The following is a 25,176-nucleotide window of genomic DNA, read 5'->3' on the forward strand; positions in this document are numbered from 1 at the left end:
CTTTTAACCAGCGACGCCAGCCTTGGCAATTTCAACAGAGTTCGGGACATCCCCAACCAGTTTGAGATGCCCCCACAACTAGGTCGAAAATGACAGGTAGCGGAGACGGCAAATAGCCACCCCCGCCACCATGTTCAGTCCTGTGTAGTCCTCGCTAGGTCAGCAGCGATTGAAGCTGGACCCTACCTGTCCTGTGCGATCCCACAGGCATTCCAGCCCGAAGCCCTTGAGGTAGATGTGGCTGCTGGTGATCTCAATGATGAGGCCGAAGAAGGTGAGCGACATGGTGATCTCCTATGAGGTTGCAAGTTGGGGATAGCATGGAGTTAGTCCAGTGAGAGAGGTCCACTCTGCACTCGTCATGCCCCGGCGCATTCCTTCTGCAACTGTGACACTCGTTTCGAAGTCACCGATGCGAACGACATCAGTACGGAGGTCGGGCGAACCTAGCGTCCAGCTTGGGGCGAAGCCTGAGGGCGATGGACAGGTCTGGTGTCTTTAGCTGGACCCTGTGACGGGTGCCGCGATGACCCTCTGGCATGTACGGGCGAAGCTCTTGCGGGACGTAGCGGTCATAGCGCCAGAGGTTACCGTGTAGCCGTAGGTGTTCGGGTGTCTTTGCCATTGGGTTACCTCATCCAGCGCAACGCCAGAGAGCGTTACAGTACCCAATCTCAGTACCCAAGACTGTCCTAGAATGCAATAGACATAGGCATTGCTGGCATTATGGGTCCTGAGTTGTCTACTCCCACCGCCCGCACCATCTGATGGCCTGCGAAATGTGGCGGCACGGGCCCGATTCTCACCGCATCCGCACCATGCTCAGGCCCCTTTTCTGCTGTTCATGCACCTACCAGCGAACAAGGAGCAGCAGCAGATGAGACTTGTGGAAGTCGTGATGCTGATGGGCGCCCATTGCGTGAGCCCGGTCGAGCACAGCCAGATGATGACAGAGGCCGCCAAGGTGCAATGCGCCGTGGTGATCGAGAAAGATACAAACCAGGGAACGCTTACGGTGACGCCCAAGGATGCTGCCAGCAACCCGCAGGTCGTTGAAGCCATTGCGCGCTTCGATGCGACGCACGCCGATGCGCTCAGCGACGCCACAACGCGGATCGTGCCGGCATGGGCGCCGGCGGGTTCACCAACGAGCGAAATCAAACTGCCCGTGGCCCGGGCGCCCGTGGCACCGGAGACCACGATCCCTCTTGCGGGTGAAGCCCCTTTGAAAACGGAGGACACAACCACCGCAACGCAGGTCGCGCCACCTCAGCCGCCGGTTGAGGCGAAAGTGGCGACGCTGGCGCCTCCGCCCCAGAAGCGCGCGACGACAAAATCCACAGCAGCGGCCAAACCATCAAAGCCCGCCAAGGTGCAGAAGGCTACCGCAACAAAGCCCGGCCGCCTGTGCACCGGTGCCAGCACGCCAAAGTGGCACACGACTGCCGATGGCAAGAAGAAGTATTACTGCGTGAAGAAAACCGGCGGCGCCATGCCGACACAACTCTACTAGGCCAACTGCGCCACGCGCGGGGAGTTGGGAGAGCCATGCATTCCTGAAGGGGAACGATGGTGCGGCCAAGAGGACTCGAACCTCCACGGTGTTACCCGCTAGCACCTCAAGCTAGTGCGTCTACCAATTCCGCCATGGCCGCACGCCACATCGTTGGTGGCGCGGTGTCTAACAGGGCGATACCCATTAATCAACCCCTTTCGGGCGGCTGAAAACCCAGCCCGGTTGGTGAATGATTTGCTACTTCGCCTGGCTGCATTTGAGTGCCGGTCTGAACGTGATCTCAAAGGCTTGGCCCATAATCTGCACATCATGGACAAGCCCATGGGGACCATGATGAAGACCAAGATTGCCGCCACGCTCGCGGTGTTGCTGATCGGCTTCGCGGGGCCCGCCGGAGCCGCCAAGAATGACACCGAGGCCCTGCGTGATAGCCCTGCCCGTGCTGCCCCCACCTATGGCAGGACGCTTCCGCCGGTTGGCTTCGTAAAATTCTGCGGCCGCCACCCGGTTGCCTGCGCGGCGCGCGTTTCAGGTGTCGTGCGCCCGCATCTGACCGCCCGGCAGTGGGAGCTGGTCACCAGGGTCAACGCCTATGTCAATGCCGAGGTGAAGCCCGCCAGCGACGAGGAAATCTATGGCGAGCCCGAGCACTGGGACTATCCAGGCCAGCGCGGCGACTGCGAGGATTACGCCCTGCTGAAGCAGCGCTGGCTCGAGGCGCTCGGCCTGCCGCGTGCCGCGCTGCTGCTGACCGTGGCACTGGATGACAAACAGGAAGGCCATGCCATGCTGACGCTGGTCACCAGCGAGGGCGACTTCATCCTCGACAACCGCCGCGACGGCGTCCGCCGCTGGTCTGACAGCGACTACACCTTCCTCAAGCGCCAGTCGCAGCGCGACCCGCGAGACTGGATGGCGCTCATCCGCGATCCCAAGGGCCAGGAGGGCAACGTGGCGGTGCGCTCCGCCCGGTAGAACGTGATTCCTTTACGCACCCGGTCGTCGTCCCCACGATATCCCCACCAGACCGGGACTGCGGGAGCCGGCACAGCCCCACCCTGTGCCGGCTCCACCCATGATTGACCAGGCAGTCAGCGCCACATTGGACCCAAGCGACCACCCCCAATTGCGGCCAGGCCCCCGGGATAACAAACTAACCAATTGATATAATGAATTTTTCATAGCACCTCCCGCACTGAAAATATATGCAAAATGGCGCATTTCTACTGATCGCCGTGCGGGCTTTCCGCATGCCCTCCCAACAAATTGCACCTTACCATTGTGTCTTTACGGCAAACAGGAGTCACAGCTTTGGACACCATAACCCAACAAGTCAGCACCAGCGCCTCCGTCTTCGAAGCCTCCACCAAGGACCCGCAGATCGGTGTCGCGAATGCTGTCGCCGAGGTCGCCAAGCTGATGGCCAAATACGCCCAGGCTGAAGACGTGATGGTGCGCATGCAGCTTCTGACGGAAGTCGAGGCGCTCCGCCGCTTCGTGCTGGTGCGCGGCACCCTGCTCAAGGCCATGCAGCAGACCGGCAGCAAGGGCATGAGCCTCGGCCGCGAACTCTGCAGCAGCCTGCGCGGCATGATCGATGACGCTCCTGAGATGGTGAAGACCTGCTCGCTTCAGGGTGCGCGCAACATGGAGCGTGACACGCGCCGCACCGTCGCCTCGCTCGCCTTCATCGGCAGTCTCGACGCTTCTTTTATCAATTTAGCAATCGATTGCTGATTTAGCCATGCGGCGGCCCAAGACCCGCCAGAACCGCAAGGCGAACCAGCGAGGCTGTGTTTGAAATCCCCAGCTTCTGCAGCACGTTTGCGCGGTGCGCTTCCACCGTGCGCTGGCTGACGCAGAGGGCTTCGGCAATCTGCTTCGACGAGCTTCCCGCCACGATCGCATCGACGATCTCGCTCTCGCGCTCGGTCAGCATGCGCAACATGCGGCGCGCCTCGCGGATGCCATCGGTCACCTGAGAACTGTCGCGCGCCTTGTTGATGGCGCCCTCGATCGAGGCCAGCAATTCTGCAGGTTCATAGGGCTTCTCGACGAAGTCGGCAGCGCCGAGCTTCATGGCCTGCGTGGCCGTGCGGACGTCGCCATAGCCGGTCAGCATGATCATCGGGAAGACATGCCCCTCCTCCTTCAGGCGGGTGATCAGCGTCGTGCCGAGCGTGGCGCCAAGATTATAGTCGATCAGCGCACAGTCCACCTGATGGCTGCGAGACTGCGACAGGGCACTGGCCGGGTCATAGCTGACACAGGTTCGATAACCCGATGCGCCGAGCATGTTGGCAAGCGATTGCGCAAACCCGCGGTCGTCGTCCACGATCATGATGGTCTTGCCGGTCATTGCTTTGTATCTTCCTCATCGAGTGGAACGGTAAAGGTGAAGATGGCGCCGCCAGATTCACTGTTTTTCCATGACAACGATCCGCCCAATGTAGACGCGATACGTTGGCAAATGGCAAGCCCCAGCCCCATGCCGCCACGGGCGGATTTTGAGAACGGGGTAAATATGGTTTTGGCCGCATCCTCCGAGACACCGCTGCCGAAGTCGGCCACCTCGATCCGGGCAAAGCCGTCCTCAGCCAAGACAGTGACCGCGGCGCCGGGACGACCGGCAGCAGCCGAGGCGCTGAGGGCGTTCTTGAGAAGGTTGACGATCACCTGGCCGATCAGCGGCAGCGACCCCTTCACCCACACCTCGTCCTGACGCTGGTCGATGGTAATGGTGGGCGGCGGATTGCGGCCCAGCGTGACGAGGCGGATGGAATGGTCGATGGCCTCTCGGATATCACACAAGCCGGGGTCATGCGGGTCCTGCGGCCCCATCCGGCGCACATTGCGCACGACCTCGATCGCACGGTCCACCTCGACGCCGAGATGATCGGCCACGCTGCGCTGTTCCTCGGTGTCGGGACGGAGGTTCAGCGACACCTTCAGCGCATAGACGTAGTTGCGGATGGCGGCGAGCGGCTGGCTGATCTCGTGCACGATGCCGCCCGAGATCGCGGCATAGGCGAGAAGCCTGCTCATCTCTCCGATACGCGCATCATATTCGTCGCGCTTCTGGTTGGCATCCTCGACTGCCGTCACGTCGGCAATCGTCACGATCACGGTGGTTTCAGAGCAATGTCGGCTCTTCCTCGAGAGTTCACGGTATTTCCGCATTAGGAAGTGATGCTGTCCATCAACCATGTTCACGCTCGACTTGCGGCTGGCGAAGGAGAGCGACTTGTCGGGCAGCGGCTGGGACTCGACGAAGGCCCTTACCTCCGCGGCAAGCGGTGTTGCGCCCTCGCCTGAAGCCGCGAGTTCGCCTCCCGCCCGGGCGCTGGGTCCGAGCAATTCCACCGCACGCGGGTTGGAATAGAGCACCTCGCCGCAGGGGCACAAACCAATGATCACGTCATCCACCGAGCGGAGGATGGCATCCTGCGTCTCGAGCTTCTCGGCCACCGACTGGTTGGCGTCCTTGAGTTTCGCGGTGGTGCGGAGCACGAGGATGCCGAGACCGAGCAGCGCCAGCATCAACGCCTCAAGGGCGGCCAGATAGAACAGCAACGACTGTGTCCGGCGGGTGCGCCCCTCGTTCTGGAGCTTGCGGTTGAGGTTGGACATGTCCATCATCAACTCGCGCACCGGCTTGGCATCTGCGCGCAGTTCGTCGACCAGCTTCTGCCTGCCCTCCGGCGTGGTGGCCTTGTCGATCAGCTGGTCGGTATGCTGGGCTGATGCGAAGAGATTGAGCAGGGCCTGATCATTCATCGCTTCGCGCAACGGCTCGAGCATCGGCGCGTCGCGCAGCAAGATGACACGGCTCAAATAGAGATCGCCACGCAGCCGGAGCTGCGCCTCGCTTTCACCCTCTTCGGTCGCCAGTTGCAGCCGCTGATGTTCGAAACCCATCTGGAAGATGGTCCAGCCAGCATCTTCCTGCGGCTTTTCAAGGTCGAGGAGGTCGCTGTAGCCGAAGACGCCAAGCATCGCCGCCACCGCGACCAGCACCGCCATTGTCAGGACGAGGGCGATCGTCCAGCGATTGAAGCGGCTGCTGCGGGGCGGGAGGGCTGGTTGCGGGTCGGCCAAGACTGGCTACTTCACGGAGATCCGGTTGACCTGCCAGACGGACTGCGCATAGCGCGCCTCGGTCGCAAGCTCCGGAACGTCCGTGAACGGGAACACCACGAAGAACGGTCCCTTTTCACGCACGGAAAGGTCGGCGCCGTCTCGCTTGAAGGCGAGGATCACGTCGTACTTCTCCACGTCGGCCAGCGGCAGGTCCGAGCGGTAATCATTGAGCGCGGTGAACGTAGCTGTCTTGCCGTCTGCCTTCACATATTTCATGAGGTCGCGCAGCAACACGCCTTCATAGGTCGTGAGACCATGGTCCCAGGGGTTCTCTGTCTTGATTTGCTTGAGCGGAAGGGCATCGATCATGGCCCGGTCCAGATGCACCTCGAGGCCTTCGTTGCAATCGTTGATCATGCCGTCGATGGACAGGATCACGTCACCCTTGGGCTGCGGCAGTGTGCATGCACCGGCCGTTCCGACTACCAGCAGTTGAATTACGACCGCCGCAGCGGCAACTACGAGCCTCATGTCTATCTCCTTGCAGGCCATACCATGTATTTCGTAAAATTTTACAGTGTTTCAGACACTTATACGTAAGCAAAGATGCCAATCGATTACTGAAATGCATTACAGATCACAATAAGCATAATTACGTATCCGATGCAGCCTTTCAGAAACAGGCCCCATCCAGTCCTGTCCGTCGTGGCCAATGCGCGGCGGCAGCATTGCCAAAACACCCGCCCAACGATAGATTTGTAGGACAAAAGTCGGAAGGAACGGGTCTGAATGGTTCAGGCGGGTCAACGCCGGATAAAGCCGGTTCGGGGGCCGAGGCGGAAGCCGGGCAGCCGTGTTCATTCCGAACTCGCCGCCGGCATCGGGCGGCGCATCCTCGACGGCACCTATCCACCTGGCTCACTGCTGCCCAACGAGGCCGAATGGGGCCTGATGTTTGGCGCCTCGCGCACCGCGGTACGCGAGGCGATCAAGACGCTGAACGGCAAGGGCCTGCTCGTCTCCCGCCCCAAGATCGGCTCGCGCGTCGAACCGCGTGATCGCTGGAACCTGCTCGACCGCGATGTGATGGCCTGGCACCGTGCCGCACTGGATGAGCGCACCTTCCTCCTCTCGCTGCAGGAAATTCGCCGCATCCTCGAACCAGGCGCCGCCGTGCTGGCCGCCGCCCGCCGCTCACCCGAACAACTCGCAGAGCTTGAGGCAGCCCTCGCTGGCATGGAGGCCGCCGAAGCGGATTCAGAGGCCATGGTCGAGGCCGATGTTCGATTTCACCTCGCCCTGCTTGCCGCAGCCAACAACGAGTTGCTGGTGCCGTTCGGCATCGTCATTGAACAGGCGTTGGCCAGCATGTTCGCCTACACGACGAGCCATGCCGCCCATCCTGAACAGATGCTGCCGCTCCACGCCGAAGTGGTGAAGGCCATCGCTGCGAAATCGCCCGAGGCGGCACGAAAGGCCGTCACGGCACTTCTCGATGATACGGATGAGACGTTGCGGGCGACGGCGGAATGACCTGACGCCGGTGCCGCGTCAGATGGCCTTCAGGCCCTTTGCGAAGCGCTGCCAGTTGCGCACATAGGTCTCGGCCGACTTCGCCAGCCTCGCGATGGCCTCGGCGTTCAGTTCGCCGACGATCTTGCCCGGCTGGCCCATGACCAGCGAATTATCGGGGATCTCCTTGCCTTCGGTGATCAGCGCATTGGCGCCGATGAGGCAGTTCCGCCCGATCTTCGCGCGGTTGAGGATGACCGCCCCCATGCCGATGAGCGTGTTGTCGCCAATGGTGCAGCCGTGCAGGATTGCCTTATGGCCGATCGTGCAGCCCTTGCCCACGGTGAGCGGCAGGCCGGGGTCGGTGTGCATCACCGCGCCATCCTGTACGTTGGAATTCTCGCCGATGGTGATGAGCTCATTGTCGCCGCGGATCACCGCGTCGAACCACACCGAGGCGAAGCGTTCGAGCTTCACCTTGCCTATGACGGACGCCGAGGGTGCAATCCAGTACTGGCCCTCCTCCGGCAGTTCCGGCACCACGTTGTCCAGCGCATAGGCCGTCACGGGATCAGTCCTCGAGGTCGAAGTCGAGGATGGCCATGGAGAAGTTGTAGGAAAGCTCGCCGTCCTCCTCGTCGCGGAAGATCACGCCGATGAATTCCTCGCCGATATAGACCTCGGCAGAGTCGTCCTTCTGCGGCCGCTTCTTCACGCTCATCGACGGCATCTCGAACTTGGCGCGGAAGAACTTCGTCAGCTTGGCGATTTCATCGGGTTTCAAGGCGGCCTCTCCGGATCAAGGGGAATGCCGCCCGAATAGCCCTAATCCTCGCGAGCCGCAACCTGCTCCACATTGTGGTCCATGGCGCGGGAGGGTTCGGTGCAACCGGCATAGCCCACCACCTTGGCAGGCACCCCCGCCACCGTGGTATTGGCCGGCACGTCGTGCAGCACCACCGAGCAGGCCGCCACGCGGGAGCAGTGCCCGATCTCGATGTTGCCAAGGATCTTGGCGCCAGCGCCCACCAGCACGCCGTGGCGGATCTTCGGGTGGCGGTCACCCGCCTCCTTGCCGGTGCCGCCCAGCGTCACGCCCTGCATGATCGAGACATTGTCCTCGATGACGCAGGTCTCGCCGATGACGATGTCATGGCCGTGGTCGACCATGATGCCCTTGCCGATGCGTGCCGCCGGGTGGATGTCTATCGACGTCAGCACAGACAGGCGGCTCTGCAGGTAGTAGGCGAAGTCCTTGCGGCCGAGGTTCCACAGCGCATGCGCCATGCGCTGCGTCTGGATGGCCTGGTAGCCCTTGAAGTAGAGCAAGGGGTCGATATACCGGTCGCAGGCCGGGTCGCGGTCGAAGGTGGCGATGATGTCGGCGCGGGCCGCGTGGCCGATCTCGGGCTCAGCCTCGATGGCGTCGCGGAAGGCATGGACGATCAGGTCGGCGCCGATGTCGGCATTGCCCAGCCGCTGGGCAAGGCGATGGGCCAGCGCCTCCTCGAAGGAATCATGGTTGAGGATGAGCGAGAAGATGAAGCCGCCGAGGGCTGGCTCCTTGCGGGCGATGTCCTCGGCCTCCTCCCGGATGCGGCTCCAGACGGGGTCGAGTTTCTCGACGGACTGGGTCTTGGCGGCCTGACGCATCTTCTGAACTCCTGAACTGGGACAACAATATATCGCATTGGCGCATGGATGGGTATCCCTTCAGCGCATTGTGAAGGGCCCGCGTTGGGCCTAGCCTTAATGCATGACACCGCTGATCTCCCCCACCCCCCTGATCGACGCTTTCATAATCCGTTCAACGGGTTGGATCGTCCTGAACCGGACGGAACGGCGCAATGCCCTCAATGCCGAAATGTGGGCGGCGATCCCGCCATTGATGAAATACCTTGATGAGCACGCTGATGTGCGAGCGATCGTCATCCGCGGCGCGGGTGCGGAAGCTTTCGCCGCCGGGGCGGATATCTCGGAGTTCGATGACGCCCGCAACGACGCCTTCGCCGCCGCCCGCTATGACCGGTTGAACGGCATGGCCTTCGCCGCCATCCGCAATGCCTCGACGCCGGTCATCGCCCGCATCCAGGGCTACTGCATCGGCGGCGGCCTTGCCATTGCGCTGGCCTGCGACATGCGGATTGCTGACTCAACGGCCAGCTTCGCACTGCCGCCGGCCCGCCTCGGCCTCGCCTATCCGCTCGACGGGTTGCGTGACCTCACCGCCGCCATCGGCCCCTCCACCGCCAAGGAGCTGATCTTCACCGGCCGCCGCATCAAGGCGGATGAGGCCATGCGCATCGGCCTCATCGACCGCGTGGCCGCCGACATCGACGGCGAAACCGACGCGATCTGCAACGACATCGCCCAGGGCGCGCCACTGAGCATCACCCACGCCAAGCACGCCATCAATTACATCACCGCGAGGCCCGGCCACCTCGACGACGCCGAAATCGGCTGGCTCGCGGCCCGCTGCTTCGACAGCGAAGACTATATTGAAGGCCGTAAAGCCTTCGCGGAAAAGCGCAAACCGAAATTCAAGGGGGCGTGACGCCCCTCCGCGCAAGGCGGCTAGCTGATTTGGAAGGAAACGCGAAGCGCGTGGATTTCAGTTGAGCGATAACCAGCCCATCATCCTGCAGGCGCAACAGCCCATCGCGGCGCTGCTTGCCGAGCTGGGCACATCCGCTGATGGCCTGACCGGGGCTGAAGCCGCAGCAAGACTCGTGGCCCTGGGGCCCAACCTCATCGCCCAGCAGGCGCAGTCAAGCGTGTTGCGAGAACTCTATGACAGGCTGAAGAACCCGCTCAACGGGCTGCTGCTGTTCCTCGCAGGTGTCTCCTATGCAACAGGCGACCTGCGCGCCGCCGTCGTCATCTTCGCCATGGTGGTGCTGAGCGTCGGGCTTGCCTTCCTGCAGGAACACCGCTCCGGCAAGGCAGCCGAAAAGCTGCGGGCCATGGTCAAGACCCGCACCGCAGTGCTTCGCCGCGACGCGAGCGGCAGCAGCGACTGGACCGAGATCGACATCGCCGATCTGGTTCCGGGCGACATCGTGAAACTCTCCGCCGGCAACCTGATCCCGGCAGACCTGCGCATTCTCGCCGCCAAGACGCTGCATGTGAACCAATCCTCGCTCACTGGCGAATCCCTGCCAGTCGACAAGTCGGATGCCCCGCCCGCCGCGTCTGACGTCGATCCGCTGGCCTTGCCCAACATCTGCTACATGGGCAGCAGCGTCGTCAGCGGGGCTGCGACCGGCGTCGTCCTGCGCACCGGACGGCGGACCTTCTTTGGTGGGTTGGCAGACAAGATCACGCGCAACCAGCCGCAGCAGACGAACTTTGACCGCGGCATCGCATCCTTCACGCGCCTGATGATCACCTTCATCGCGGTCATGGTGCCTGCGGTGCTGCTGATCAACGGCCTCACCAAGGGGAACTGGCTCGAAGCCCTGCTCTTCGCCCTTGCCGTGGCCGTCGGGCTCACGCCGGAAATGCTGCCGATGATCGTGACGGTGAACCTCGCCAAGGGCGCCATCGCCATGTCGGCCAAGCGCGTGATCGTAAAGCGTCTGAGCTCCATCCAGAACTTCGGCGCGATGGATGTGCTGTGTACCGACAAGACCGGGACGCTCACCCAGAACAAGGTGATCCTGCAATACCATCTCGACTTCGAGGGCGAGGAGAGCGACCGCGTGCTCGAATACGCCTATCTCAACAGTTTCCACCAGTCGGGCCTGCAGAACCTGATGGACGAAGCTATCCTCTTGCATGTGCGCAAGCCCGAGCACGTGGGCCACATCGCGGCCTTCAGCAAGGTTGACGAGATCCCCTTCGACTTCGAGCGGCGGCGCATGTCGGTTGTGCTGCGCACGCCTGAGGGCGGGTTGCTGCTGATCACCAAGGGTGCGGTCGAGGAGGTCCTGGCAGTCTGCACCAACTACCGCATCGATGATGAAACAGGCCAGCTGGACCTGCAGCACCTCGAGGATGCCCAGCGCGAGATGGCCAAGCTCAACAGTGAGGGCTTCCGCGTGCTTGCCATCGCCTGCAAGGAGCTGGCAGCGCCCCTGCCCGTCTATGACGAGACGGCCGAAACAGGCCTCACCCTGCTGGGCTATGCCGCCTTCCTCGACCCGCCCAAGGACACCGCGCGCGATGCCATCGCGCAGCTCCGCGCCGCGGGCGTCGCGGTGAAGATCCTCACTGGCGACAATGACCTCGTCACCCGCGCTGTCTGCAAGCAGGTCGGCGTCGATGCCGAGAACATCCTGCTCGGGAGCGACATTGCGGCAATGCTGCCAGCCGCGCTCGATGTGGCGGTGGAGAAGCATGCGGTTTTTGCGAAGCTTGCACCCGACCAGAAATCCGCCGTCATCGATGCGCTGCGCCGCTGCGGGCACGTCGTCGGTTTCCTTGGCGATGGCATCAATGACGGTCCTGCGCTGAAGGCGGCGGATGTGGGCATCTCGGTCGATACCGCCGTCGACATCGCCAAGGAGTCCGCCGACATCATCCTGCTGGAGAAGAGCCTCACGGTGCTGCGCGACGGCGCCATCGAGGGCCGCAAGGTGTTCGGCAACATCATCAAGTACATCAAGATGGGCGCCAGCTCGAACTTCGGCAACATGTTCAGCGTGCTGGGCGCAAGCCTGTTCCTGCCCTTCCTACCCATGCTGCCGATCCAGGTGCTGACCAACAACCTGCTCTATGACCTGTCGCAGACCGCCATCCCGACCGACAATGTCGATGCCGAATACCTGACGGCACCGCGGCGCTGGGACCTGAGCAACCTCACCCGCTTCGTGCTGATGATCGGGCCGATCAGCTCGATCTTCGACTACGTCACCTTTTTCGTGATGCTCTACGTGTTCAACGCCTGGACCCAGCCCGGGCTGTTCCAGGCCGGCTGGTTCGTCGAATCCATCGTCACCCAGACGCTGATCATCCACATCATCCGCACGGCGCGCATTCCGTTCTTCGAAAGTCGCGCCAGCAACCAGCTGATCCTCGCAACGCTTGCTATCGTCTGCATCGGGATGATCATCCCAGCCACTCCCCTCGGCAAGACGCTGGGCTTCCAGCCGCTGCCTGCCCTCTACTGGCCCATCCTGCTGGCCATGGGCCTTGGCTATGCGGTGCTCACCCAGATCGTGAAGTCATGGTTCATCCGGCGCTACGGAGTCTGACCGGCCGTCAGGCGAGAAACGCCAGCACCGCGTCCTTGTAGCCCCGGTCACCCACCGCATTCATGTGGTTGCGGTTCGCGAGCATGACGCCCGTGGCACCGGGAATGGCCTTCACCAGCGTATCGACGTCGCCCGCCACGTCATCCTTGTCGCCCGCCACCACCAGCACCGGAACGCGGATCCTCGCCAGTTCCTCCACCGTGATCTTCTCGCGCGAGGAGCGGATGCAGGCGGCCAGCGCCTTCAGGTCGCTCTTCGTCTGCTCGGCAAACATGCGAAAGGCGCGCGCGCCCATGTCAGTCACGTCACTGCGTGAGGGCGCCTCCAGCGCCAGGGCAATCGCCTCCGCCCCGCCAACCCCCGTGATCATGCGCGATGCCAGCCCCGCAAAGACCGCGCGACGCACCCGGTCGGGGTGGGCGATGGTGAGGAAGGCCGAGACGCGGGCCCCCATCGAATAGCCCATCACGTCCGCCTGCCCGATCCCCATGTGGTCGAGAAGCCGGCGCGCGTCCTCCGCCATCTCGGCAGCCGGATAGAGGGACGAAACGTAGAGCTTCTCGCTCGCGCCATGCCCCCGGTGATCGAAGGTGATGACGCGGCGTCCGGCGTCGGTCAGGGTCTTCACCCAGCCGGTGTCCCACCAGTTGACCCGGGCATTTGAGGCAAAGCCGTGGATGAGCAGGATCGGGGGGCCATCGCCAGCCGTCTGGTAGGCGATCTCGACGCCGTCCGAATTGAATGTGTGCATGGGCCAAAGAATATGCTAATCCGCCCTCGAAACAAGCATTTCGAGGACGACATGGCAGCGGGCGCAACTCCTCATTTCCAGAACCAGATGGGCCTTCCGGCAATCGAGGTGGGTGCCAGGGAATTCATGTGCATCGGGGCGCTGCCGCCCTTCGATCATCCGCACATCTTCATCGACATGGGCGCTGATACCGAGGCGGTCTGCCCCTATTGCTCGACCCTCTACAAGCACAACCCGAAACTGGGTTCGACCGAATCCGTGCCCCCCAACGCCCACTGGCACGACCAGGCTGCGTGATCGCCTGACCATCCGCGACTTCCGCGACGGGGACGAAGATGGCGTCCTCGCCGTGTTGCGCGACCTGCAATCTCACGAATACCAGATCAACGACAGGTCCCGCCCGCCGGAGGCCATGGGGCTCTGGTACGTCGAGCGCCTGAAGCAAGAGACAGGCGAAGGCCGCGGTCGCATCCTCGTCGCCGACGGAGCGGACGGACTCGTCGGCTACGCATCACTCATCACCCGCGTCTCCACCGAGGATGAGAAAGACGAGATCCCCTACACCTATGCCCATGTGGATGACCTCGGAGTCTTGGCCTCCAGCCGCAGCAAGGGTGTGGGCAGCGCCCTCCTCGACGCCTGCGAGGCAGTGGCACGCGCGGCGGGCCAAAGCTGGCTGCGACTTGGCGTGCTGGCAGCCAATGAGCGGGCCCGGGCCTTCTATGCCCGACAGGGTTATGGTGAAATCCATCTGACGCTCGAAAAGAAACTGTGATGGCAGGCTCACTCTCCATCGCCCAGGCCCGCCGCGTGGCGCTCGCCGCGCAGGGGTTTTCCTTCACCGACCGCACGAAAAAGGTCACCTGGGCCCACATGGCCTCAATGGTGCGCCGCCTGAACCTGCTGCAGATCGACAGCGTCAACGTGGTCGCCCGCTCGCATTACCTGCCGCTCTATTCCCGCCTCGGCGCCTACAGCCAGCAAACGCTGGATGAGCGTGCCTTCGGCCAGAAGAAGCGTACCATGTTCGAGTGCTGGGCGCATGAGGCGAGCCTTTTGCCCATGGAGCTTCACCCGCTCATGCGCTGGCGCATGGCGCGTGCGCGCGCCGGCAACGGCACCTACAAGTCGATGGACCAGTTCGGGAAGGACGAGCGCAGCTATGTGAAACAGGTGCTCGATTTCGTCACCCGCAACGGTCCCACGGTCGCAGGCGAGGTACCGGGCGGCGGCAAGGCCGAGGGCGGCTGGTGGGGCTGGTCCAAGGGCAAGCTGGCACTCGAGACGCTGTTCGATCAGGGCCTCGTCACCACCGCGTCACGGAACGGCTTCGAGCGGCTCTATGACATCCCGGAGCGCGTCATCCCGGCAGATGTGCTGGCCCTGCCGGCGCCGTCCGAGAAGGACGCCATCCGCCAGCTGCTGGATCTGTCAGCCCGCGCCCATGGCGTGGGCACCGAGATCGACCTCCGCGACTATTTCCGCCTGCCCATTCAGGAGACCAGGGCGGCACTGGCCGAACTCGTCGCGGACGGCGTGCTGATCCCCGTCACGATCGAGGGCTGGAAGCAGCAGGCCTATCTCCACCACGATGCCAAAATCCCCCGAAAGGCGGGTGGCACCGCGTTGCTCTCACCCTTCGACCCGATGGTGTGGGCGCGTTCACGCGCTGAACGGCTCTTCGCATTTCACTATAGAATAGAGATCTATACCCCTGCTCCAAAACGGCAATTTGGCTATTATGTGCTCCCCCTCCTTCACCACGACAGGATCGTGGGCAGGGTCTGCCTGAAGGCCGACCGGCAGTCCGGCGTGCTGCGCGCCAACGCCAGCCACCATGAGGCCCATGCCGACCCGGCCGAGACGGCGGCAGCGCTCGCGGGGGAACTGCAGTTGATGGCAGGCTGGCTTGGACTCGGCGATGTCGCGGCAGGCCCCTCAGGCAATCTTGCCCGCTCACTGCGGAACGCGCTTCGGTAGGACGCTGGTCAGGCGTAAGACCTCTCCTCACCTGATGGATGATTTGATGACTTCTGCACCCGGCATAATCGACGATCTGACACGACCCTTTCCGGAGACGACCGCCGGCACGCAGTGGCAGATGTTGTCTGACGCGGTCATGGGCGGCGTATCGGCGGGGCGCATGACGCGCACCGTGCTCGCGGGGCGTCCTGCCATCCGGATGGAAGGCGACGTCAGCCTCGAGAACAATGGCGGCTTCATCCAGATCGCGGTCGATCTGGCGCCAAACGGCGCAACCCTCGACGCAGCAAGGTTCTCAGGCATTGCCATCGACGTTCTGGGCAACGATGAGGACTACGGCCTGCACCTCAGGACCTCGGAGCTGTCGCGCCCCTGGCAGTCCTACCGCGCGAGCTTCATGGCCAGGCCCGTTTGGCAGGAGATCATGTTCCCCTTCTCCAGCTTCGCGCCTCACCGCACCGAGATAGCGCTGAACCTGCACCTGCTGCGCAGGCTCGGCATCGTGGCGATTGGCCGGGTGTTCTCGGCCGATGTCGCGATTGGCGGCATCCGCCTCTACTGAACGAAAGAAGCCGGGGCCTCGCGGCCACCGGCTATCTCTCCCCAATCACGGGCGGCCCTTTCGGCCCGCTCGGACTATTCTCAGATCACGCCTTCGGCCTTCAACTCGGCCGTGGCCTTGAGGATGGCGCGCTTCAGCGTATCGACCACGAAATCCACCTGCTCCTTCGTGATGGTGAGCGGCGGCGAGAGCACGTCGAGATGGCCGATGGGCCGCACCAGCAGGCCGTCGGCCTCGCAGGCGTTGGAGATGCGCTTCGAGATGTTGCAGCTGTCGGGCAGCCGCTCGCGCGTCTTCTTGTCCTTCACGTATTCCACGCACATCATCAGCCTGCGGCCGCGCACGTCGCCCACGATGTCGAAGTCGCGCAATTCGCCCAGCCGCTTCTCGAGATAGTCGCCCACCCGGGCGGCATTGCCGCACAGGTCTTCGCGCTCGATGATCTCAATGTTCTTGAGCGCCACGGCGCAGGCCACCGGATGGCCCGAGTATGTATAGCCATGGGTGAACCACACGTCCGGGTCAGTCGCCGAAATGCCTTCGTGAACCTCATCCGAGAAGATCACGGCGGACAGCGGGATATAGCCCGAGGTCAGTCCCTTGGCACAGAGGATCATGTCCGGGATGAAGCCGAACTCGGCTTCCGAGGCGAAGAAGTGCCCCAGCCGCCCGAAGGCAGTCACGATCTCGTCGGCGATGAACAGGATGCCGTGCTTGGTGCACAGCTCGCGCATGCGCGGCAGGTAGTTGGGCGGCGGAATGCAGACGCCGCCTGAAGCCTGCGCGGGCTCGGCGATGAAGCAGGCGATGTTTTCCGCACCCAGTTCTTCAATCTTGGCGGCGAATTCGTCGACCAGGAAATCGCTGAAGGCCTCGAGGCTCATGTCCTCCGGCCGGCGATAGGGATAGGGCGCTGAGAGGTGATGGACGAGGTCGGGGATGTATTTGAAATGCTCCGACTGGTCGCCATCACGCATGCCCACCGTCATGCCGAGGTAGGTCGAGCCGTGGTAGGAGTTCTTGCGCGAGATCACGTAGCGGCGCGTCGGCTGCCCACGGCGCGACTGGTAGAAGTGCGCCATGCGGATGGCGGTGTCGACCGCACAGGAGCCGGAGGTGGCATAGGCCACATGGTTGAGTGTGCCGGGCGCCAGTTCCGCGAGCTTCGCGGCAAGTCGCGCGGCCGGAGCATTGGTCACGTCGACGAAGAAATTCGTGTAGCACAGCTGCAGCGCCTGCTCTGCCATGGTCTCGGCAATTTCCTTGCGGCCATAGCCGGCATTGACGCACCACATGCCGCCGATGCCATCGAGATAGCGGCGCCCGTTGGCGTCCGTCACGTAGCAGCCATCACCCTCCACGAGGACGAGCGAGCCTTCCTTCTTGAAGCTGTCGAAATGCTGATAAGGGTGCAGGACATGGTCATGGTCCTGTTGCCAGAGTTCCTGAGCGTTGAAACGGTTGCCAGCCTGGTGCAGCAAGATGAGTTCTCCCCTTCAAGTTGAATAACCGTTCAATATCACAATTCGGCGCATTTGGCCAGCGATGGAAAATCACCCCGCTTGTGACTTTTCGTTGTGGGTGGGGCGTGCGCGGGCCCCAGCCCCCACACCGTCATGCGCGGGCCCGACCCGCGTATCCTTTTCCGCTGCCACCGAAGAAGATGGCCGGGTCAAGCCCGGCCATGATGAGTAAAAGGCGGGGCAGATCAGACCAGCAGTTCGCGCCGCCGCGTGATGTAACCCTCGACGGCCTTCACGAGCCGGTCGCAGTCGGCGTCCGTCACCACCAGCGAGAGTGCCATGAAGCCGCGCTCGGCGATGTAGATGCCCTGTTCCATGAGGTCGAGAAACAGGAGCTGCCGCAGTCGCTTGTCGGTGTCTTCAATGTCGTGTGGCGAATTGATCTCGCCCGCAGTGGGGTGGATGACCACCATCGAGCCCTGCCCCATGGCCTTCATCTTCACCTGGTAGCGCATGAACAGGTCGTTGAGCGTGTCGCGCAGGCGATCGCCGCGAGCGTTCAACGCGGCGCAGGCTTCTGGCGTGTAGACCTCGGTCATCGCCACGTGGCCCACGTTCATGGTCAGCGTGTTGTTGTTGAAGGTGCCCGCATGCGGCAGTGCCGTGGGGCTGTTCGGGTCGAACAGCCCCATGATGTCTGCCCGGCCGCCGAAGGCGCCGAAGCTCATGCCGCCGCCCACATACTTGCCCAGCGTCTTCAGATCAGGCTCGATGCCAACCTTGGCCGAGAGGCCGCCGGGGTGCAGACGCGAGGTCATCACCTCGTCGAAGATCAGCACGATGCCAAGCTTTGCCGTCTCTTCGCGCAGCATGGCGAGAAACTCATGGCTCGCCGAAATGCCGCCGCCACCACCGAGCATGGGTTCGAGGATCACCGCAGCAAGCTCATCGGCATTGGCGGCAATCAGCTTCCGCGTCGCCTCGACATCGTTGAACTGCCCCATCACGCAGTCGAAGGGCGCATTCACCGGCGAGGCGCCGTGGCTGTAATACAGCGTGCCGCCATGATAGCCGCCGTCCATGGGCATGATCTTTGATCGGCCCGTGAAGCAGCGCGCGGCAGCCAGCGCCATCATGTTGGCCTCGGTGCCCGAATTGGTGAAGCGCACGAGGTCCATGTTGAAGCGCTTCGTCACCACCTCGGCGAGCTTCACCTCACCCTCGTGGTGGGCGCCATAGTTCAGGCCATTGTCGAGTGCCGCCTTCGCCGCCGCGATGATGCGAGGGTGCGAGTGGCCATAGATGCCGGCGGAGTATTCCCCGAGAAGATCAAGATAGCTAAGGCCATCGATGTCGGTGATGGTCGCCCCCTCGGCCCTTTCCACCCGCAGCGGGAAAGGTGCCGTGAACAGCACCGTGCGGGTGTTGCCGCCCGGCATCACGTTGGCTGCGCGCACATGCATGGCGCGGGTCCTAGGCCGCTTGGCTGCGAAGCTGTTGCTGGCCTCGGCAAGTGCCGTCTCGACGTCGGGCGCGGGCATCAGGCTGTCGCCTTGTCGCCGATAGGCGGCGCGAAGGTGAGGTGCATGTCCCACGGCAGGTAGATCCATGTGTCTTGGCTGACCTCGGTGATGAAGGTGTCGACCAGCGGACGTCCGGCGGGCTTCGCATAGACGGTGGCGAAATGCGCTTTTGGAAGCATCTCGCGCACCACGCGCGCGGTGGCGCCGGTGTCAACGAGGTCGTCGACGATCAGCACGCCCTTGCCGCCGTCCTTCTTCGCAATGGAGTCGGTGATGGGTTTCAGCACCTGGATCTCGCCCTGCTTGTCATACTCGTAGGAGGCGACGCAGACCGACTCCACCACCCGGATACCGAGCTCGCGGGCCACCACCGCCGCAGGAACGAGTCCGCCGCGCGTTACTGCCACCACCGCATGGAAGGGCCCCGCCGCCGACAGCCGCCAGGCGAGTGCGCGCGCATCACGATGGAACTGGTCCCACGATACGGGGAAACTCTTCTGCCACTTCTCGTCCATGGTCCCTGCCCTCTGTTCTGCTCAAATTTATGCCCGCCCGGAGAGGCGGGCGCAACGGTCACGACCAGCCGCGCGCCTTGCCTTCCGAGGTCAATGCCTGGGCCATGCGGCACACGGCCTGATAGGCCTCTTCCAGCGCTGCGGCGTCACGCGAGCGCATCACGAGGTTGGTGGCGAAGCCGTCCGGCGCCTGGAAAGGGTAGGAGCCGATCACCACGCTGGGGAAAAGCCTCTGGATCTGCCCCAACGGCTGTGCCGCATCGCCTTCGCCGCCCCGGAACTCGACCTGGCGCGACACCATGGGAACACCGCGCGTAAGCCGCCTGGCGACGTCCTCCATCATCGAATTCATGATCTTCGGCACACCGGCCATCACAAACACATTGCCCATCTGGAACCCCGGCGCCCGGGACACGGGATTGTCGATCAGCGAGGCGCCCTTGGGAACCCTCGCCATGCGCATGCGCGCCTCGTTTGGCTCGCGGCCTGCCTCCTTGAAATAGGCAAGCAGGATCTCGACGGCGCGCGGATCATGCTCGCAGGGCACGCCGAAGGCCCGGGCAACCGCATCCGCGGTGATGTCATCATGCGTGGGGCCGATGCCACCGGTGGTGAACACATAGGTGTATCGGTTGCGCAGCGCGTTCAGCGCCGCGACGATCTCCTCCTCGACGTCCGGCACCAGCCGGGCCTCACGCAGGTCGATGCCCAGTGCGGTCATGTAGTCGGCGATGAAGCCGAGATTCTTGTCCTTGGTGCGGCCGGAGAGGATTTCATCGCCGATCAGCAGGACGGCGGCTGTGGGTTGTGCGCTGGTCATTCTGGGCCCCTGTTCAACCTTGGCTGTGCCAGCCTTGGGCCTTGCCTGTCAATGCGGCAGCCTTCGCCCTTGCGCAGGGGTCGCAGGCCCATTATCTGCACCCGAGGTGGCGAAAAGCAGCAGTTGAGGCTGCCCCCTGTTCCTGTAAACTCGGCTGATTGACCTCTTTTGCCCGGACGGGCCGGATTTATCGCGAATGACTTACGCCGAAGACGAAGCACCCTCCCGCTCGACCCGCATCAAGCTGCACACCCCCGCTGAATTCGAGGCCATGCGCAAAGCCGGACGGCTGACCGCCGAGGCCCTCGACCTGCTGGTGCCGATGGTGAAGCCGGGTGTGACCACCGACGAGCTGGACCAGGTTATCGTCGACTTCGCCAAGGCCCACAATGCCATTCCCGCCCCCTACAACTACCGGGGCTACCCCAAGTCGATCTGCACCTCGATCAACCACGTGGTCTGCCACGGCATCCCCAACGACAAGCCGCTGCGCGACGGCGACATCGTCAACATCGACGTGACGCTGATCGTCGATGGCTGGCATGGCGACAGCTCGCGCATGTACATGGTGGGCGAGGTGAACCGGAAGGCCGAACGCCTCGTCGAGGTCACCTATGAGTGCCTGATGCGCGGCATCGCCATGGTGAAGCCCGGCGCCCACCTGGGCGACATCGGCTACGCCATCCAGACCTATGCCGAGGCCGAGCGCTGCTCGGTGGTGCGCGATTTCTGCGGCCATGGCCTGGGCCGCACCTTCCACGATCAGCCGAACGTGCTGCACTACGGCCGCATGGGCGAAGGCGTGGAGCTGAAGCCCGGCATGTTCTTCACCATCGAGCCGATGATCAACTTAGGCCGGCCCCACGTGAAAATCCTCGGCGACGGCTGGACCGCCGTCACGCGTGACCGCTCGCTGTCGGCCCAGTTCGAGCACACGGTGGCCGTCACCGAGACGGGCGGGGAGATCTTCACGCTCTCGCCCAAGGGCCTCGACCACCCGCCTTACAAGGTCTGAGCCGCGTGCCCGGTTTCGAGGACGCGGGCAACAAGCCGCTGCCTCATTTCCTGGGGCATCGAGAACGGCTGAAGGAACGCTTCCGCGAGTCAGGCCCTGATGCCCTGCCGGATTACGAACTCCTCGAGATGGTGCTCTTCCGCGCCATCAAGCGTGGCGACACCAAGCCCATCGCCAAGCAGCTGCTGGCCCGATTCGGTACCTTCGCCGAGGTGCTGAGCGCCGAGCCCGAAAGGCTGATGGAAGTACGCGGCGTGGGTGAGGCCGTGGCCACCGAGATCAAGATCGTCCATGCCGCTGCCATGCGCCTCATGCGCGGCGAGGTTCTGAACCGCCCGGTGCTCAGCACCTGGAACGCCATCCTCGATTACGTCCGCGCCGCCATGGCCTTCAGCGACAATGAGCAGTTCCGCATCCTCTTCCTCGACAAGAAGAACCAGCTGGTGGCGGATGAGGTGCAGCAAGAAGGCACAGTCGACCACACGCCCGTCTACACCCGCGAGGTCATCAAGCGTGCGCTGGAACTGGGCGCCTCTGCCATCGTGCTGGTCCATAACCACCCTTCGGGCGATCCCACGCCGTCATTGGCCGATATCGAGATGACCAAGAAGATCGTAGATGCCGGGCAAAGACTGGGGCTGGCAATCCACGACCACGTCATCGTGGGCCGCAAGGGCCATTACAGTTTTCGGACAAATGGTCTGATTTGAGAATCCGTTAGCCTACCCCTTCATCATCGCCGGGCTTGTCTCGACGATCCTCTTTGTCGCCACCAAAAAGATGCTCGAGACAAGCCCGGGCATGATGACTGTGTGAGGGGCTGTCGCGTGACAGCCTATCCACGCCTCAGCTTCTCCAGCGCCTCCGGCGTATCGGCGTCCAGCAGCACCGCCTCGTCCGCCATCTCGACATCGACGATCTCGTCGCTTAGCTGTTCGAACAGCACGCGAGCACCCCTGTCACCGCTCATGCCCTTCAGCGTCTCGAAATGCTGCCGTCCCCACAGCACCGGGTTGCCCCGCTCGCCCTTGAAAACCGGAACGCAGACCGAGCGATGCTCCGCCGGGCCATAGGCCGCGATCAGCCGCCGCACCGCCTCAGGCCCGACCAGAGGCATGTCGCCCAAAGCGATCACCGCCACGTCCGTATCCGCCGGCAGCGCTTCGATCCCGGCACGCAGCGACGTTGAGAGGCCCTCGGCGAAGTGTACGTTGTGAACGAGTGATACCGGGAGGCCGAGAAGCGCCGCTGCGATCTCCTCCGCATCGCGTCCCGTGACCACCACGGTGAGGTCCGCCGCCTGAAGCATCGCCGCCACTGTGCGGCGGATCATCCGCTGGCCCTGCACGTCAGCCAGAAGCTTGTTCGATCCCATGCGCGAGGATTGCCCCGCGGCCAGCACGATGGCCGCCACGCGCGGCGCCCGCTGCGGCTTGGGCTTTCCGTCACGCGGCGCCGGCCGCGTCGGGATCTCGGCGAGAAGCCCACCCGCCCCCATGTCCATGATGTCTTCCCGCGCCACCTTCACCTCCGCCATGACGCGGGCCAGCACCCAGTCGAAGCCGTTGAGCTTGGGGCTGCGCGCGCAGGAGGGAACGCCGATCACCGGCACCTCGCCAAGTGCGCCGAACATCATCAGGTTGCCGGGGTCCACCGGCATGCCGAGGTGCAATACCCTGCCCCCCGCCTTGGTCACCGCCATGGGGATGACGTCACCCCGATCGGTGATCGCCGATGCACCGAAGACCAGGATCGGGTCGCAGGCGAGAACGTTCATTTCCGTGATAGCCGCGGTGACCTGCGTGATGTCATGGTCCACGACCCGCACGCTGGCCAGCGTGCCGCCCAGTGCTGAAATCCGCTCCCGCATCGCCTCTTCCGACTTGGCGATGATCGATGGCTTTGTCTGCGGCAGGCGGGTGATGACGAGCCCAACCCGCTTGTCTCGAAACGCAGCCACGCGCACCAGAGGTTCGCTTCCTATGATAGCAAGTGCCTTCTCCAGCACGTCGCGCGGCACGGCAAAGGGGATCACCTTCACGGTCGCCACCATCTCGCGCTCCTCGACGATGGCGAAGGGCTGCACGGTGGCGAGCGTCAGGCTCTCATGCAGCCGGTTCAACATGCGCACCCGCTCGACATCGACAATGGCGAGCCCGTGGCATGCAGCATGAAGATTGGCGCGGCCGGTGAAGGGCGCTTGCGCCTTCGTTCCCTCGGCCCCAACCCGCTTCGCCACGGCCGCGGCGGCCTCGTCCTCGGGAACGTCATCGGCACCGAGCTTCGCGGCAAAGACGCTGGCGACGCCGGACGCATTCAGCAGCCCGATATCATCCGCCGTCAGCGTCCGGCCCTTCTTGAACATGCCGCCGTCATGCTTCACAGAATGCGCAAGGATCGCGCCCTCAGCATCGCCAAGCGGCAATTCTCCGAAGATCATCTTAAGCGCCCAGCCTCAGGCAGCGCGTCACCTCGCCCATGATCGACACGGCGATCTCGGGCGCACCCTTGGCGCCAATGTTGAGCCCGATAGGCCCATGGATGCGCGCCACCTGTTCCTCCGTGAAGCCCGCATCCTTCAGGCGCTGGGCGCGCGAGGCCTGGGTCTTCTTGGAGCCAAGCGCGCCGATATAGAACACGTCAGACTTCAGGGCCGCATCAAGTGCCGGATCGTCGATCTTCGGGTCGTGTGTCAACGCGATCAGCGCGGTACGCGGGTCGAGCCCGATCCTGGGGATGATCTCGTCTGGCCATTCCGCATGAAGCGAAATACCGGGGAAGCGTGCGCCGGTGGCGAAGGCCCCGCGCGGGTCGATCACCGCCACGTCATAGCCCAGCGCCTGAGCAATCGGGATCACGCTCTGCGCGATGTGCACTGCACCGATGATGACGAGCCGCAGCGGCGGATTGTGGATGTTGATGAACTGGCCGTCATGGCTTCCCGACTGGTCGAAGCGGAAGGCCTCATCCAGCTTCTCCGCCAGCGAGTCCTGTGCGGCAGCGCTGCGCGGCACGATGCGTTGTTCGCCCGTCTCGAGATTGGTAATGAGCGCCACCGCCTGCCGGTTGGCACGAGCGGCGAGCAGCTGTTCGAGGATTGCCCGTTTCAATTGATCGGCTCCACGTAGACGCCGATCTTGCCGCCGCAGGCGAGGCCCACCTTCCACGCAGTCTCGTCAGCAACGCCAAACTGCAGCAGCTTCGGCTTTCCGCTTGCGATGATATCGACCGCTTCCGTCACCACGGCACCTTCCACGCAGCCACCGGAGACGGACCCGATGAAGTTGCCCTCATCGTCGATCACCAGCTGGCTGCCGATGGGTTGCGGGGCCGAGCCCCAGGTCTCCACCACAGTGGCGATCGCCACCTTGCGGCCGGCCTTCAGCCAGTCGGATGCCTGCTGGAGTATTGTGTGATCGGATGCGGCCATGGTGACCTCCTAGTTCTGGGCCTGTCTCAGCCATTTCTTCGGATCATGCTCCGGCCCCGGTGCCCCGGCAAGGGCGCCGGCCAGATCGCGCAGGCTGTCGAGCGAATGCACCGGGCGGAATTCGTCAACGAAAGGCATGATCGCCCTCACGCCACCCGCCAACGCCTGAAAGCCGTCGAAGCGCAGCAGCGGGTTCAGCCAGACGATGTGCTTGGTCTGCCGCCTGAGCCGCTGCATCTCATGGGCCAGCGTGCCGGTGTCCTCGCGGTCGAGGCCGTCCGTCATGATCATCACCTGCGCGCCTTGCGTCAGCACGCGGCGCGCCCAGTGGTAGTTGAAGTCCTTCAGCGTCGTGCCGATGCGCGTGCCGCCCGACCAGTCCTTCACGGCACTCGACACCTTCGCCATCGCCTCATCGATGTCGCGCCGCTTCAACTCGCGCGTGACATTGGTGAGCCTGGTGCCGAACAGGAACACGTGAACCCGGTCACGGTCATTGGTCAGCGCATGCAGGAAGTGCAGGAACATGCGCGAATAGTTGGAGCACGATCCTGAAATGTCGCACAGCACCACCAGCGGCGGCTCCTGCCACTTCTTCTCACGGCGCTCGAGGTCGATGAAGTGCCCGCCCGCCCGCATCGAGCCCTTCAGCGTGCGGCGCATGTCGATGGCGGGGCCTTGGCCTGCGCGCTGCCAGCGCCTGGTCATGATCTCGGTGCGGTGCATGCGGAGCCTGGCAATGGCCTGGCGCGCCTGGGCCTGCTCGGCCACCGTCATCTGCTCGAAGTCCTTCTTCCGCAGAACCTCGTCG

Annotated in this window: 28 protein-coding genes and 1 tRNA gene; 12 read left to right on the forward strand and 17 right to left on the reverse strand. The window is 63.5% G+C overall.

Going from position 1 to position 25,176, the window contains the following annotated elements:
- Positions 1 to 159: 159 nt before the first annotated feature.
- A complete protein-coding gene (locus WCJ41_RS13530) occupies positions 160 to 285 on the reverse strand; it encodes a hypothetical protein (RefSeq protein ID WP_336906361.1) in 126 nt (41 codons plus the stop codon).
- A 592-nt stretch (positions 286 to 877) separates the two neighbouring features.
- Here WCJ41_RS13530 and WCJ41_RS13535 point away from each other — a divergent pair.
- Positions 878 to 1,513: a hypothetical protein gene (locus tag WCJ41_RS13535; protein WP_336906362.1), complete on the forward strand. Its 636-nt coding sequence runs from the start codon at positions 878 to 880 to the stop codon at positions 1,511 to 1,513.
- A gap of 57 nt (positions 1,514 to 1,570) precedes the next feature.
- Here WCJ41_RS13535 and WCJ41_RS13540 read toward each other — a convergent pair.
- A tRNA-Leu gene (locus WCJ41_RS13540) sits at positions 1,571 to 1,655 on the reverse strand.
- Between the two features lie 149 nt (positions 1,656 to 1,804).
- Between WCJ41_RS13540 and WCJ41_RS13545 the strand changes: the two genes are divergently transcribed.
- Positions 1,805 to 2,491, forward strand: a complete 687-nt coding sequence (locus WCJ41_RS13545) for a transglutaminase-like cysteine peptidase (RefSeq protein WP_336906363.1) — start codon at positions 1,805 to 1,807, stop codon at positions 2,489 to 2,491.
- Between the two features lie 336 nt (positions 2,492 to 2,827).
- Entirely contained in the window at positions 2,828 to 3,253 is a 426-nt protein-coding gene (locus WCJ41_RS13550; protein ID WP_336906364.1) for a hypothetical protein, read from the forward strand.
- 1 nt (position 3,254) lies between these two features.
- Here WCJ41_RS13550 and WCJ41_RS13555 read toward each other — a convergent pair whose 3' ends face one another.
- Genes WCJ41_RS13555 through WCJ41_RS13565 form a run of 3 tightly spaced genes read right to left on the reverse strand, consistent with a single transcriptional unit; the run spans position 3,255 to position 6,127 of the window.
- A complete protein-coding gene (locus tag WCJ41_RS13555; RefSeq protein ID WP_336906365.1) occupies positions 3,255 to 3,875 on the reverse strand; it encodes a response regulator in 621 nt (206 codons plus the stop codon).
- Positions 3,872 to 5,614, reverse strand: a complete 1,743-nt coding sequence (locus WCJ41_RS13560; protein ID WP_336906366.1) for an ATP-binding protein — start codon at positions 5,612 to 5,614, stop codon at positions 3,872 to 3,874. Before WCJ41_RS13560 ends, WCJ41_RS13555 begins: the two co-directional genes overlap by 4 nt.
- 6 nt (positions 5,615 to 5,620) lie before the next feature.
- The gene (locus WCJ41_RS13565) at positions 5,621 to 6,127 is read right to left on the reverse strand and encodes a molybdopterin-dependent oxidoreductase (RefSeq protein ID WP_336906367.1); all 507 of its coding nucleotides are present in this window, start codon (positions 6,125 to 6,127) and stop codon (positions 5,621 to 5,623) included.
- Between the two features lie 258 nt (positions 6,128 to 6,385).
- Here WCJ41_RS13565 and WCJ41_RS13570 point away from each other — a divergent pair, with 258 nt between their 5' ends.
- The gene (locus WCJ41_RS13570; RefSeq protein ID WP_336906368.1) at positions 6,386 to 7,129 is read left to right on the forward strand and encodes a FadR/GntR family transcriptional regulator; all 744 of its coding nucleotides are present in this window, start codon (positions 6,386 to 6,388) and stop codon (positions 7,127 to 7,129) included.
- An 18-nt stretch (positions 7,130 to 7,147) separates the two neighbouring features.
- On the opposite strand, the gene WCJ41_RS13575 is transcribed toward WCJ41_RS13570, so the two are convergent.
- Genes WCJ41_RS13575 through cysE form a run of 3 tightly spaced genes read right to left on the reverse strand, consistent with a single transcriptional unit; the run spans position 7,148 to position 8,761 of the window.
- Positions 7,148 to 7,675 (reverse strand): gamma carbonic anhydrase family protein, encoded by a 528-nt coding sequence (locus WCJ41_RS13575; protein WP_336906369.1) that lies wholly within the window; start codon positions 7,673 to 7,675, stop codon positions 7,148 to 7,150.
- A 4-nt stretch (positions 7,676 to 7,679) separates the two neighbouring features.
- Positions 7,680 to 7,892: a DUF3126 family protein gene (locus WCJ41_RS13580; RefSeq protein ID WP_336906370.1), complete on the reverse strand. Its 213-nt coding sequence runs from the start codon at positions 7,890 to 7,892 to the stop codon at positions 7,680 to 7,682.
- Between the two features lie 41 nt (positions 7,893 to 7,933).
- On the reverse strand, positions 7,934 to 8,761 hold the full coding sequence (cysE, locus tag WCJ41_RS13585) for a serine O-acetyltransferase (RefSeq protein ID WP_336906371.1): 828 nt from the start codon (positions 8,759 to 8,761) through the stop codon (positions 7,934 to 7,936).
- Between the two features lie 103 nt (positions 8,762 to 8,864).
- On the opposite strand from cysE, the gene WCJ41_RS13590 reads away from it, so the two are divergent.
- Positions 8,865 to 9,662: an enoyl-CoA hydratase gene (locus WCJ41_RS13590; protein ID WP_336906372.1), complete on the forward strand. Its 798-nt coding sequence runs from the start codon at positions 8,865 to 8,867 to the stop codon at positions 9,660 to 9,662.
- 61 nt (positions 9,663 to 9,723) lie between these two features.
- Entirely contained in the window at positions 9,724 to 12,303 is a 2,580-nt protein-coding gene (gene mgtA, locus WCJ41_RS13595) for a magnesium-translocating P-type ATPase (RefSeq protein WP_336906373.1), read from the forward strand.
- Positions 12,304 to 12,310: 7 nt separating this feature from the next.
- On the opposite strand, the gene WCJ41_RS13600 is transcribed toward mgtA, so the two are convergent.
- Positions 12,311 to 13,054, reverse strand: a complete 744-nt coding sequence (locus WCJ41_RS13600) for an alpha/beta hydrolase (RefSeq protein WP_336906374.1) — start codon at positions 13,052 to 13,054, stop codon at positions 12,311 to 12,313.
- Between the two features lie 51 nt (positions 13,055 to 13,105).
- Between WCJ41_RS13600 and WCJ41_RS13605 the strand changes: the two genes are divergently transcribed.
- From WCJ41_RS13605 to WCJ41_RS13620, 4 genes are read left to right on the forward strand one after another with little or no spacing between them, the layout of a single operon-like run.
- Positions 13,106 to 13,351 carry a zinc-finger domain-containing protein gene (locus WCJ41_RS13605; protein WP_336906375.1) on the forward strand — a complete coding sequence of 82 codons (246 nt, stop codon included), beginning with the start codon at positions 13,106 to 13,108 and terminating at the stop codon, positions 13,349 to 13,351.
- Positions 13,352 to 13,403: 52 nt separating this feature from the next.
- Positions 13,404 to 13,829 carry a GNAT family N-acetyltransferase gene (locus WCJ41_RS13610; RefSeq protein WP_336906376.1) on the forward strand — a complete coding sequence of 142 codons (426 nt, stop codon included), beginning with the start codon at positions 13,404 to 13,406 and terminating at the stop codon, positions 13,827 to 13,829.
- Complete coding sequence (locus WCJ41_RS13615) at positions 13,829 to 15,034, forward strand: crosslink repair DNA glycosylase YcaQ family protein (RefSeq protein WP_336906377.1); 1,206 nt, start codon at positions 13,829 to 13,831, stop codon at positions 15,032 to 15,034. Before WCJ41_RS13610 ends, WCJ41_RS13615 begins: the two co-directional genes overlap by 1 nt.
- Positions 15,035 to 15,080: 46 nt before the next feature.
- Positions 15,081 to 15,599 carry a CIA30 family protein gene (locus WCJ41_RS13620; RefSeq protein ID WP_336906378.1) on the forward strand — a complete coding sequence of 173 codons (519 nt, stop codon included), beginning with the start codon at positions 15,081 to 15,083 and terminating at the stop codon, positions 15,597 to 15,599.
- Between the two features lie 80 nt (positions 15,600 to 15,679).
- Here the strand turns inward: WCJ41_RS13620 and WCJ41_RS13625 are convergent, their stop codons facing one another.
- The 4 genes from WCJ41_RS13625 to WCJ41_RS13640 all read right to left on the reverse strand — a co-directional run bounded on the left by WCJ41_RS13625 (position 15,680) and on the right by WCJ41_RS13640 (position 19,920).
- Positions 15,680 to 17,080 carry an aminotransferase gene (locus tag WCJ41_RS13625; RefSeq protein ID WP_336906379.1) on the reverse strand — a complete coding sequence of 467 codons (1,401 nt, stop codon included), beginning with the start codon at positions 17,078 to 17,080 and terminating at the stop codon, positions 15,680 to 15,682.
- Positions 17,081 to 17,307: 227 nt separating this feature from the next.
- Entirely contained in the window at positions 17,308 to 18,603 is a 1,296-nt protein-coding gene (locus WCJ41_RS13630; RefSeq protein WP_336906380.1) for an aminotransferase class III-fold pyridoxal phosphate-dependent enzyme, read from the reverse strand.
- Positions 18,603 to 19,100, reverse strand: a complete 498-nt coding sequence (gene gpt / locus WCJ41_RS13635) for a xanthine phosphoribosyltransferase (protein WP_336906381.1) — start codon at positions 19,098 to 19,100, stop codon at positions 18,603 to 18,605. The genes WCJ41_RS13630 and gpt overlap by 1 nt, the downstream gene beginning before the upstream one ends.
- A 58-nt stretch (positions 19,101 to 19,158) precedes the next feature.
- Positions 19,159 to 19,920 (reverse strand): competence/damage-inducible protein A, encoded by a 762-nt coding sequence (locus tag WCJ41_RS13640; protein ID WP_336906382.1) that lies wholly within the window; start codon positions 19,918 to 19,920, stop codon positions 19,159 to 19,161.
- A 196-nt stretch (positions 19,921 to 20,116) separates the two neighbouring features.
- Here WCJ41_RS13640 and map point away from each other — a divergent pair, with 196 nt between their 5' ends.
- Both map and radC read left to right on the forward strand, forming a co-directional pair.
- Entirely contained in the window at positions 20,117 to 20,935 is an 819-nt protein-coding gene (gene map / locus WCJ41_RS13645; RefSeq protein WP_336906383.1) for a type I methionyl aminopeptidase, read from the forward strand.
- Between the two features lie 5 nt (positions 20,936 to 20,940).
- The gene (radC, locus tag WCJ41_RS13650) at positions 20,941 to 21,645 is read left to right on the forward strand and encodes a DNA repair protein RadC (RefSeq protein ID WP_336906384.1); all 705 of its coding nucleotides are present in this window, start codon (positions 20,941 to 20,943) and stop codon (positions 21,643 to 21,645) included.
- Between the two features lie 125 nt (positions 21,646 to 21,770).
- Here the strand turns inward: radC and WCJ41_RS13655 are convergent, their stop codons facing one another.
- The 4 genes from WCJ41_RS13655 to WCJ41_RS13670 form a co-directional block, all read right to left on the reverse strand.
- Entirely contained in the window at positions 21,771 to 23,375 is a 1,605-nt protein-coding gene (locus tag WCJ41_RS13655) for a molybdopterin-binding/glycosyltransferase family 2 protein (RefSeq protein ID WP_336906385.1), read from the reverse strand.
- A gap of 1 nt (position 23,376) precedes the next feature.
- A complete protein-coding gene (locus WCJ41_RS13660) occupies positions 23,377 to 24,045 on the reverse strand; it encodes an XdhC family protein (RefSeq protein ID WP_336906386.1) in 669 nt (222 codons plus the stop codon).
- A complete protein-coding gene (locus WCJ41_RS13665) occupies positions 24,042 to 24,365 on the reverse strand; it encodes an XdhC family protein (protein WP_336906387.1) in 324 nt (107 codons plus the stop codon). The genes WCJ41_RS13660 and WCJ41_RS13665 overlap by 4 nt, the downstream gene beginning before the upstream one ends.
- A 9-nt stretch (positions 24,366 to 24,374) precedes the next feature.
- A partial coding sequence (locus tag WCJ41_RS13670; RefSeq protein ID WP_336906388.1) for a VWA domain-containing protein occupies positions 24,375 to 25,176 on the reverse strand: 802 nt, incomplete at its 5' end.

The sequence above is a fragment of the Aestuariivirga sp. genome (assembly GCF_037139295.1).
Taxonomy (GTDB): Bacteria; Pseudomonadota; Alphaproteobacteria; order Rhizobiales; family Aestuariivirgaceae; genus Aestuariivirga.

Excerpts from the sequence above, each read along its gene's own strand:
- WCJ41_RS13530 (WP_336906361.1), bottom strand. The coding sequence starts at position 285 with ATGTCGCTCACCTTCTTCGGCCTCATCATTGAGATCACCAGCAGCCAC.
- WCJ41_RS13535 (WP_336906362.1), top strand. The coding sequence starts at position 878 with ATGAGACTTGTGGAAGTCGTGATGCTGATGGGCGCCCATTGCGTGAGC.
- WCJ41_RS13555 (WP_336906365.1), bottom strand. The coding sequence starts at position 3,875 with ATGACCGGCAAGACCATCATGATCGTGGACGACGACCGCGGGTTTGCG.
- WCJ41_RS13565 (WP_336906367.1), bottom strand. The coding sequence starts at position 6,127 with ATGAGGCTCGTAGTTGCCGCTGCGGCGGTCGTAATTCAACTGCTGGTA.
- WCJ41_RS13570 (WP_336906368.1), top strand. The coding sequence starts at position 6,386 with ATGGTTCAGGCGGGTCAACGCCGGATAAAGCCGGTTCGGGGGCCGAGG.
- cysE (WP_336906371.1), bottom strand. The coding sequence starts at position 8,761 with ATGCGTCAGGCCGCCAAGACCCAGTCCGTCGAGAAACTCGACCCCGTC.
- WCJ41_RS13590 (WP_336906372.1), top strand. The coding sequence starts at position 8,865 with ATGACACCGCTGATCTCCCCCACCCCCCTGATCGACGCTTTCATAATC.
- WCJ41_RS13600 (WP_336906374.1), bottom strand. The coding sequence starts at position 13,054 with ATGCACACATTCAATTCGGACGGCGTCGAGATCGCCTACCAGACGGCT.
- WCJ41_RS13605 (WP_336906375.1), top strand. The coding sequence starts at position 13,106 with ATGGCAGCGGGCGCAACTCCTCATTTCCAGAACCAGATGGGCCTTCCG.
- WCJ41_RS13615 (WP_336906377.1), top strand. The coding sequence starts at position 13,829 with ATGGCAGGCTCACTCTCCATCGCCCAGGCCCGCCGCGTGGCGCTCGCC.
- WCJ41_RS13620 (WP_336906378.1), top strand. The coding sequence starts at position 15,081 with ATGACTTCTGCACCCGGCATAATCGACGATCTGACACGACCCTTTCCG.
- WCJ41_RS13630 (WP_336906380.1), bottom strand. The coding sequence starts at position 18,603 with ATGCCCGCGCCCGACGTCGAGACGGCACTTGCCGAGGCCAGCAACAGC.
- gpt (WP_336906381.1), bottom strand. The coding sequence starts at position 19,100 with ATGGACGAGAAGTGGCAGAAGAGTTTCCCCGTATCGTGGGACCAGTTC.
- WCJ41_RS13640 (WP_336906382.1), bottom strand. The coding sequence starts at position 19,920 with ATGACCAGCGCACAACCCACAGCCGCCGTCCTGCTGATCGGCGATGAA.
- map (WP_336906383.1), top strand. The coding sequence starts at position 20,117 with ATGACTTACGCCGAAGACGAAGCACCCTCCCGCTCGACCCGCATCAAG.
- WCJ41_RS13655 (WP_336906385.1), bottom strand. The coding sequence starts at position 23,375 with ATGATCTTCGGAGAATTGCCGCTTGGCGATGCTGAGGGCGCGATCCTT.
- WCJ41_RS13665 (WP_336906387.1), bottom strand. The coding sequence starts at position 24,365 with ATGGCCGCATCCGATCACACAATACTCCAGCAGGCATCCGACTGGCTG.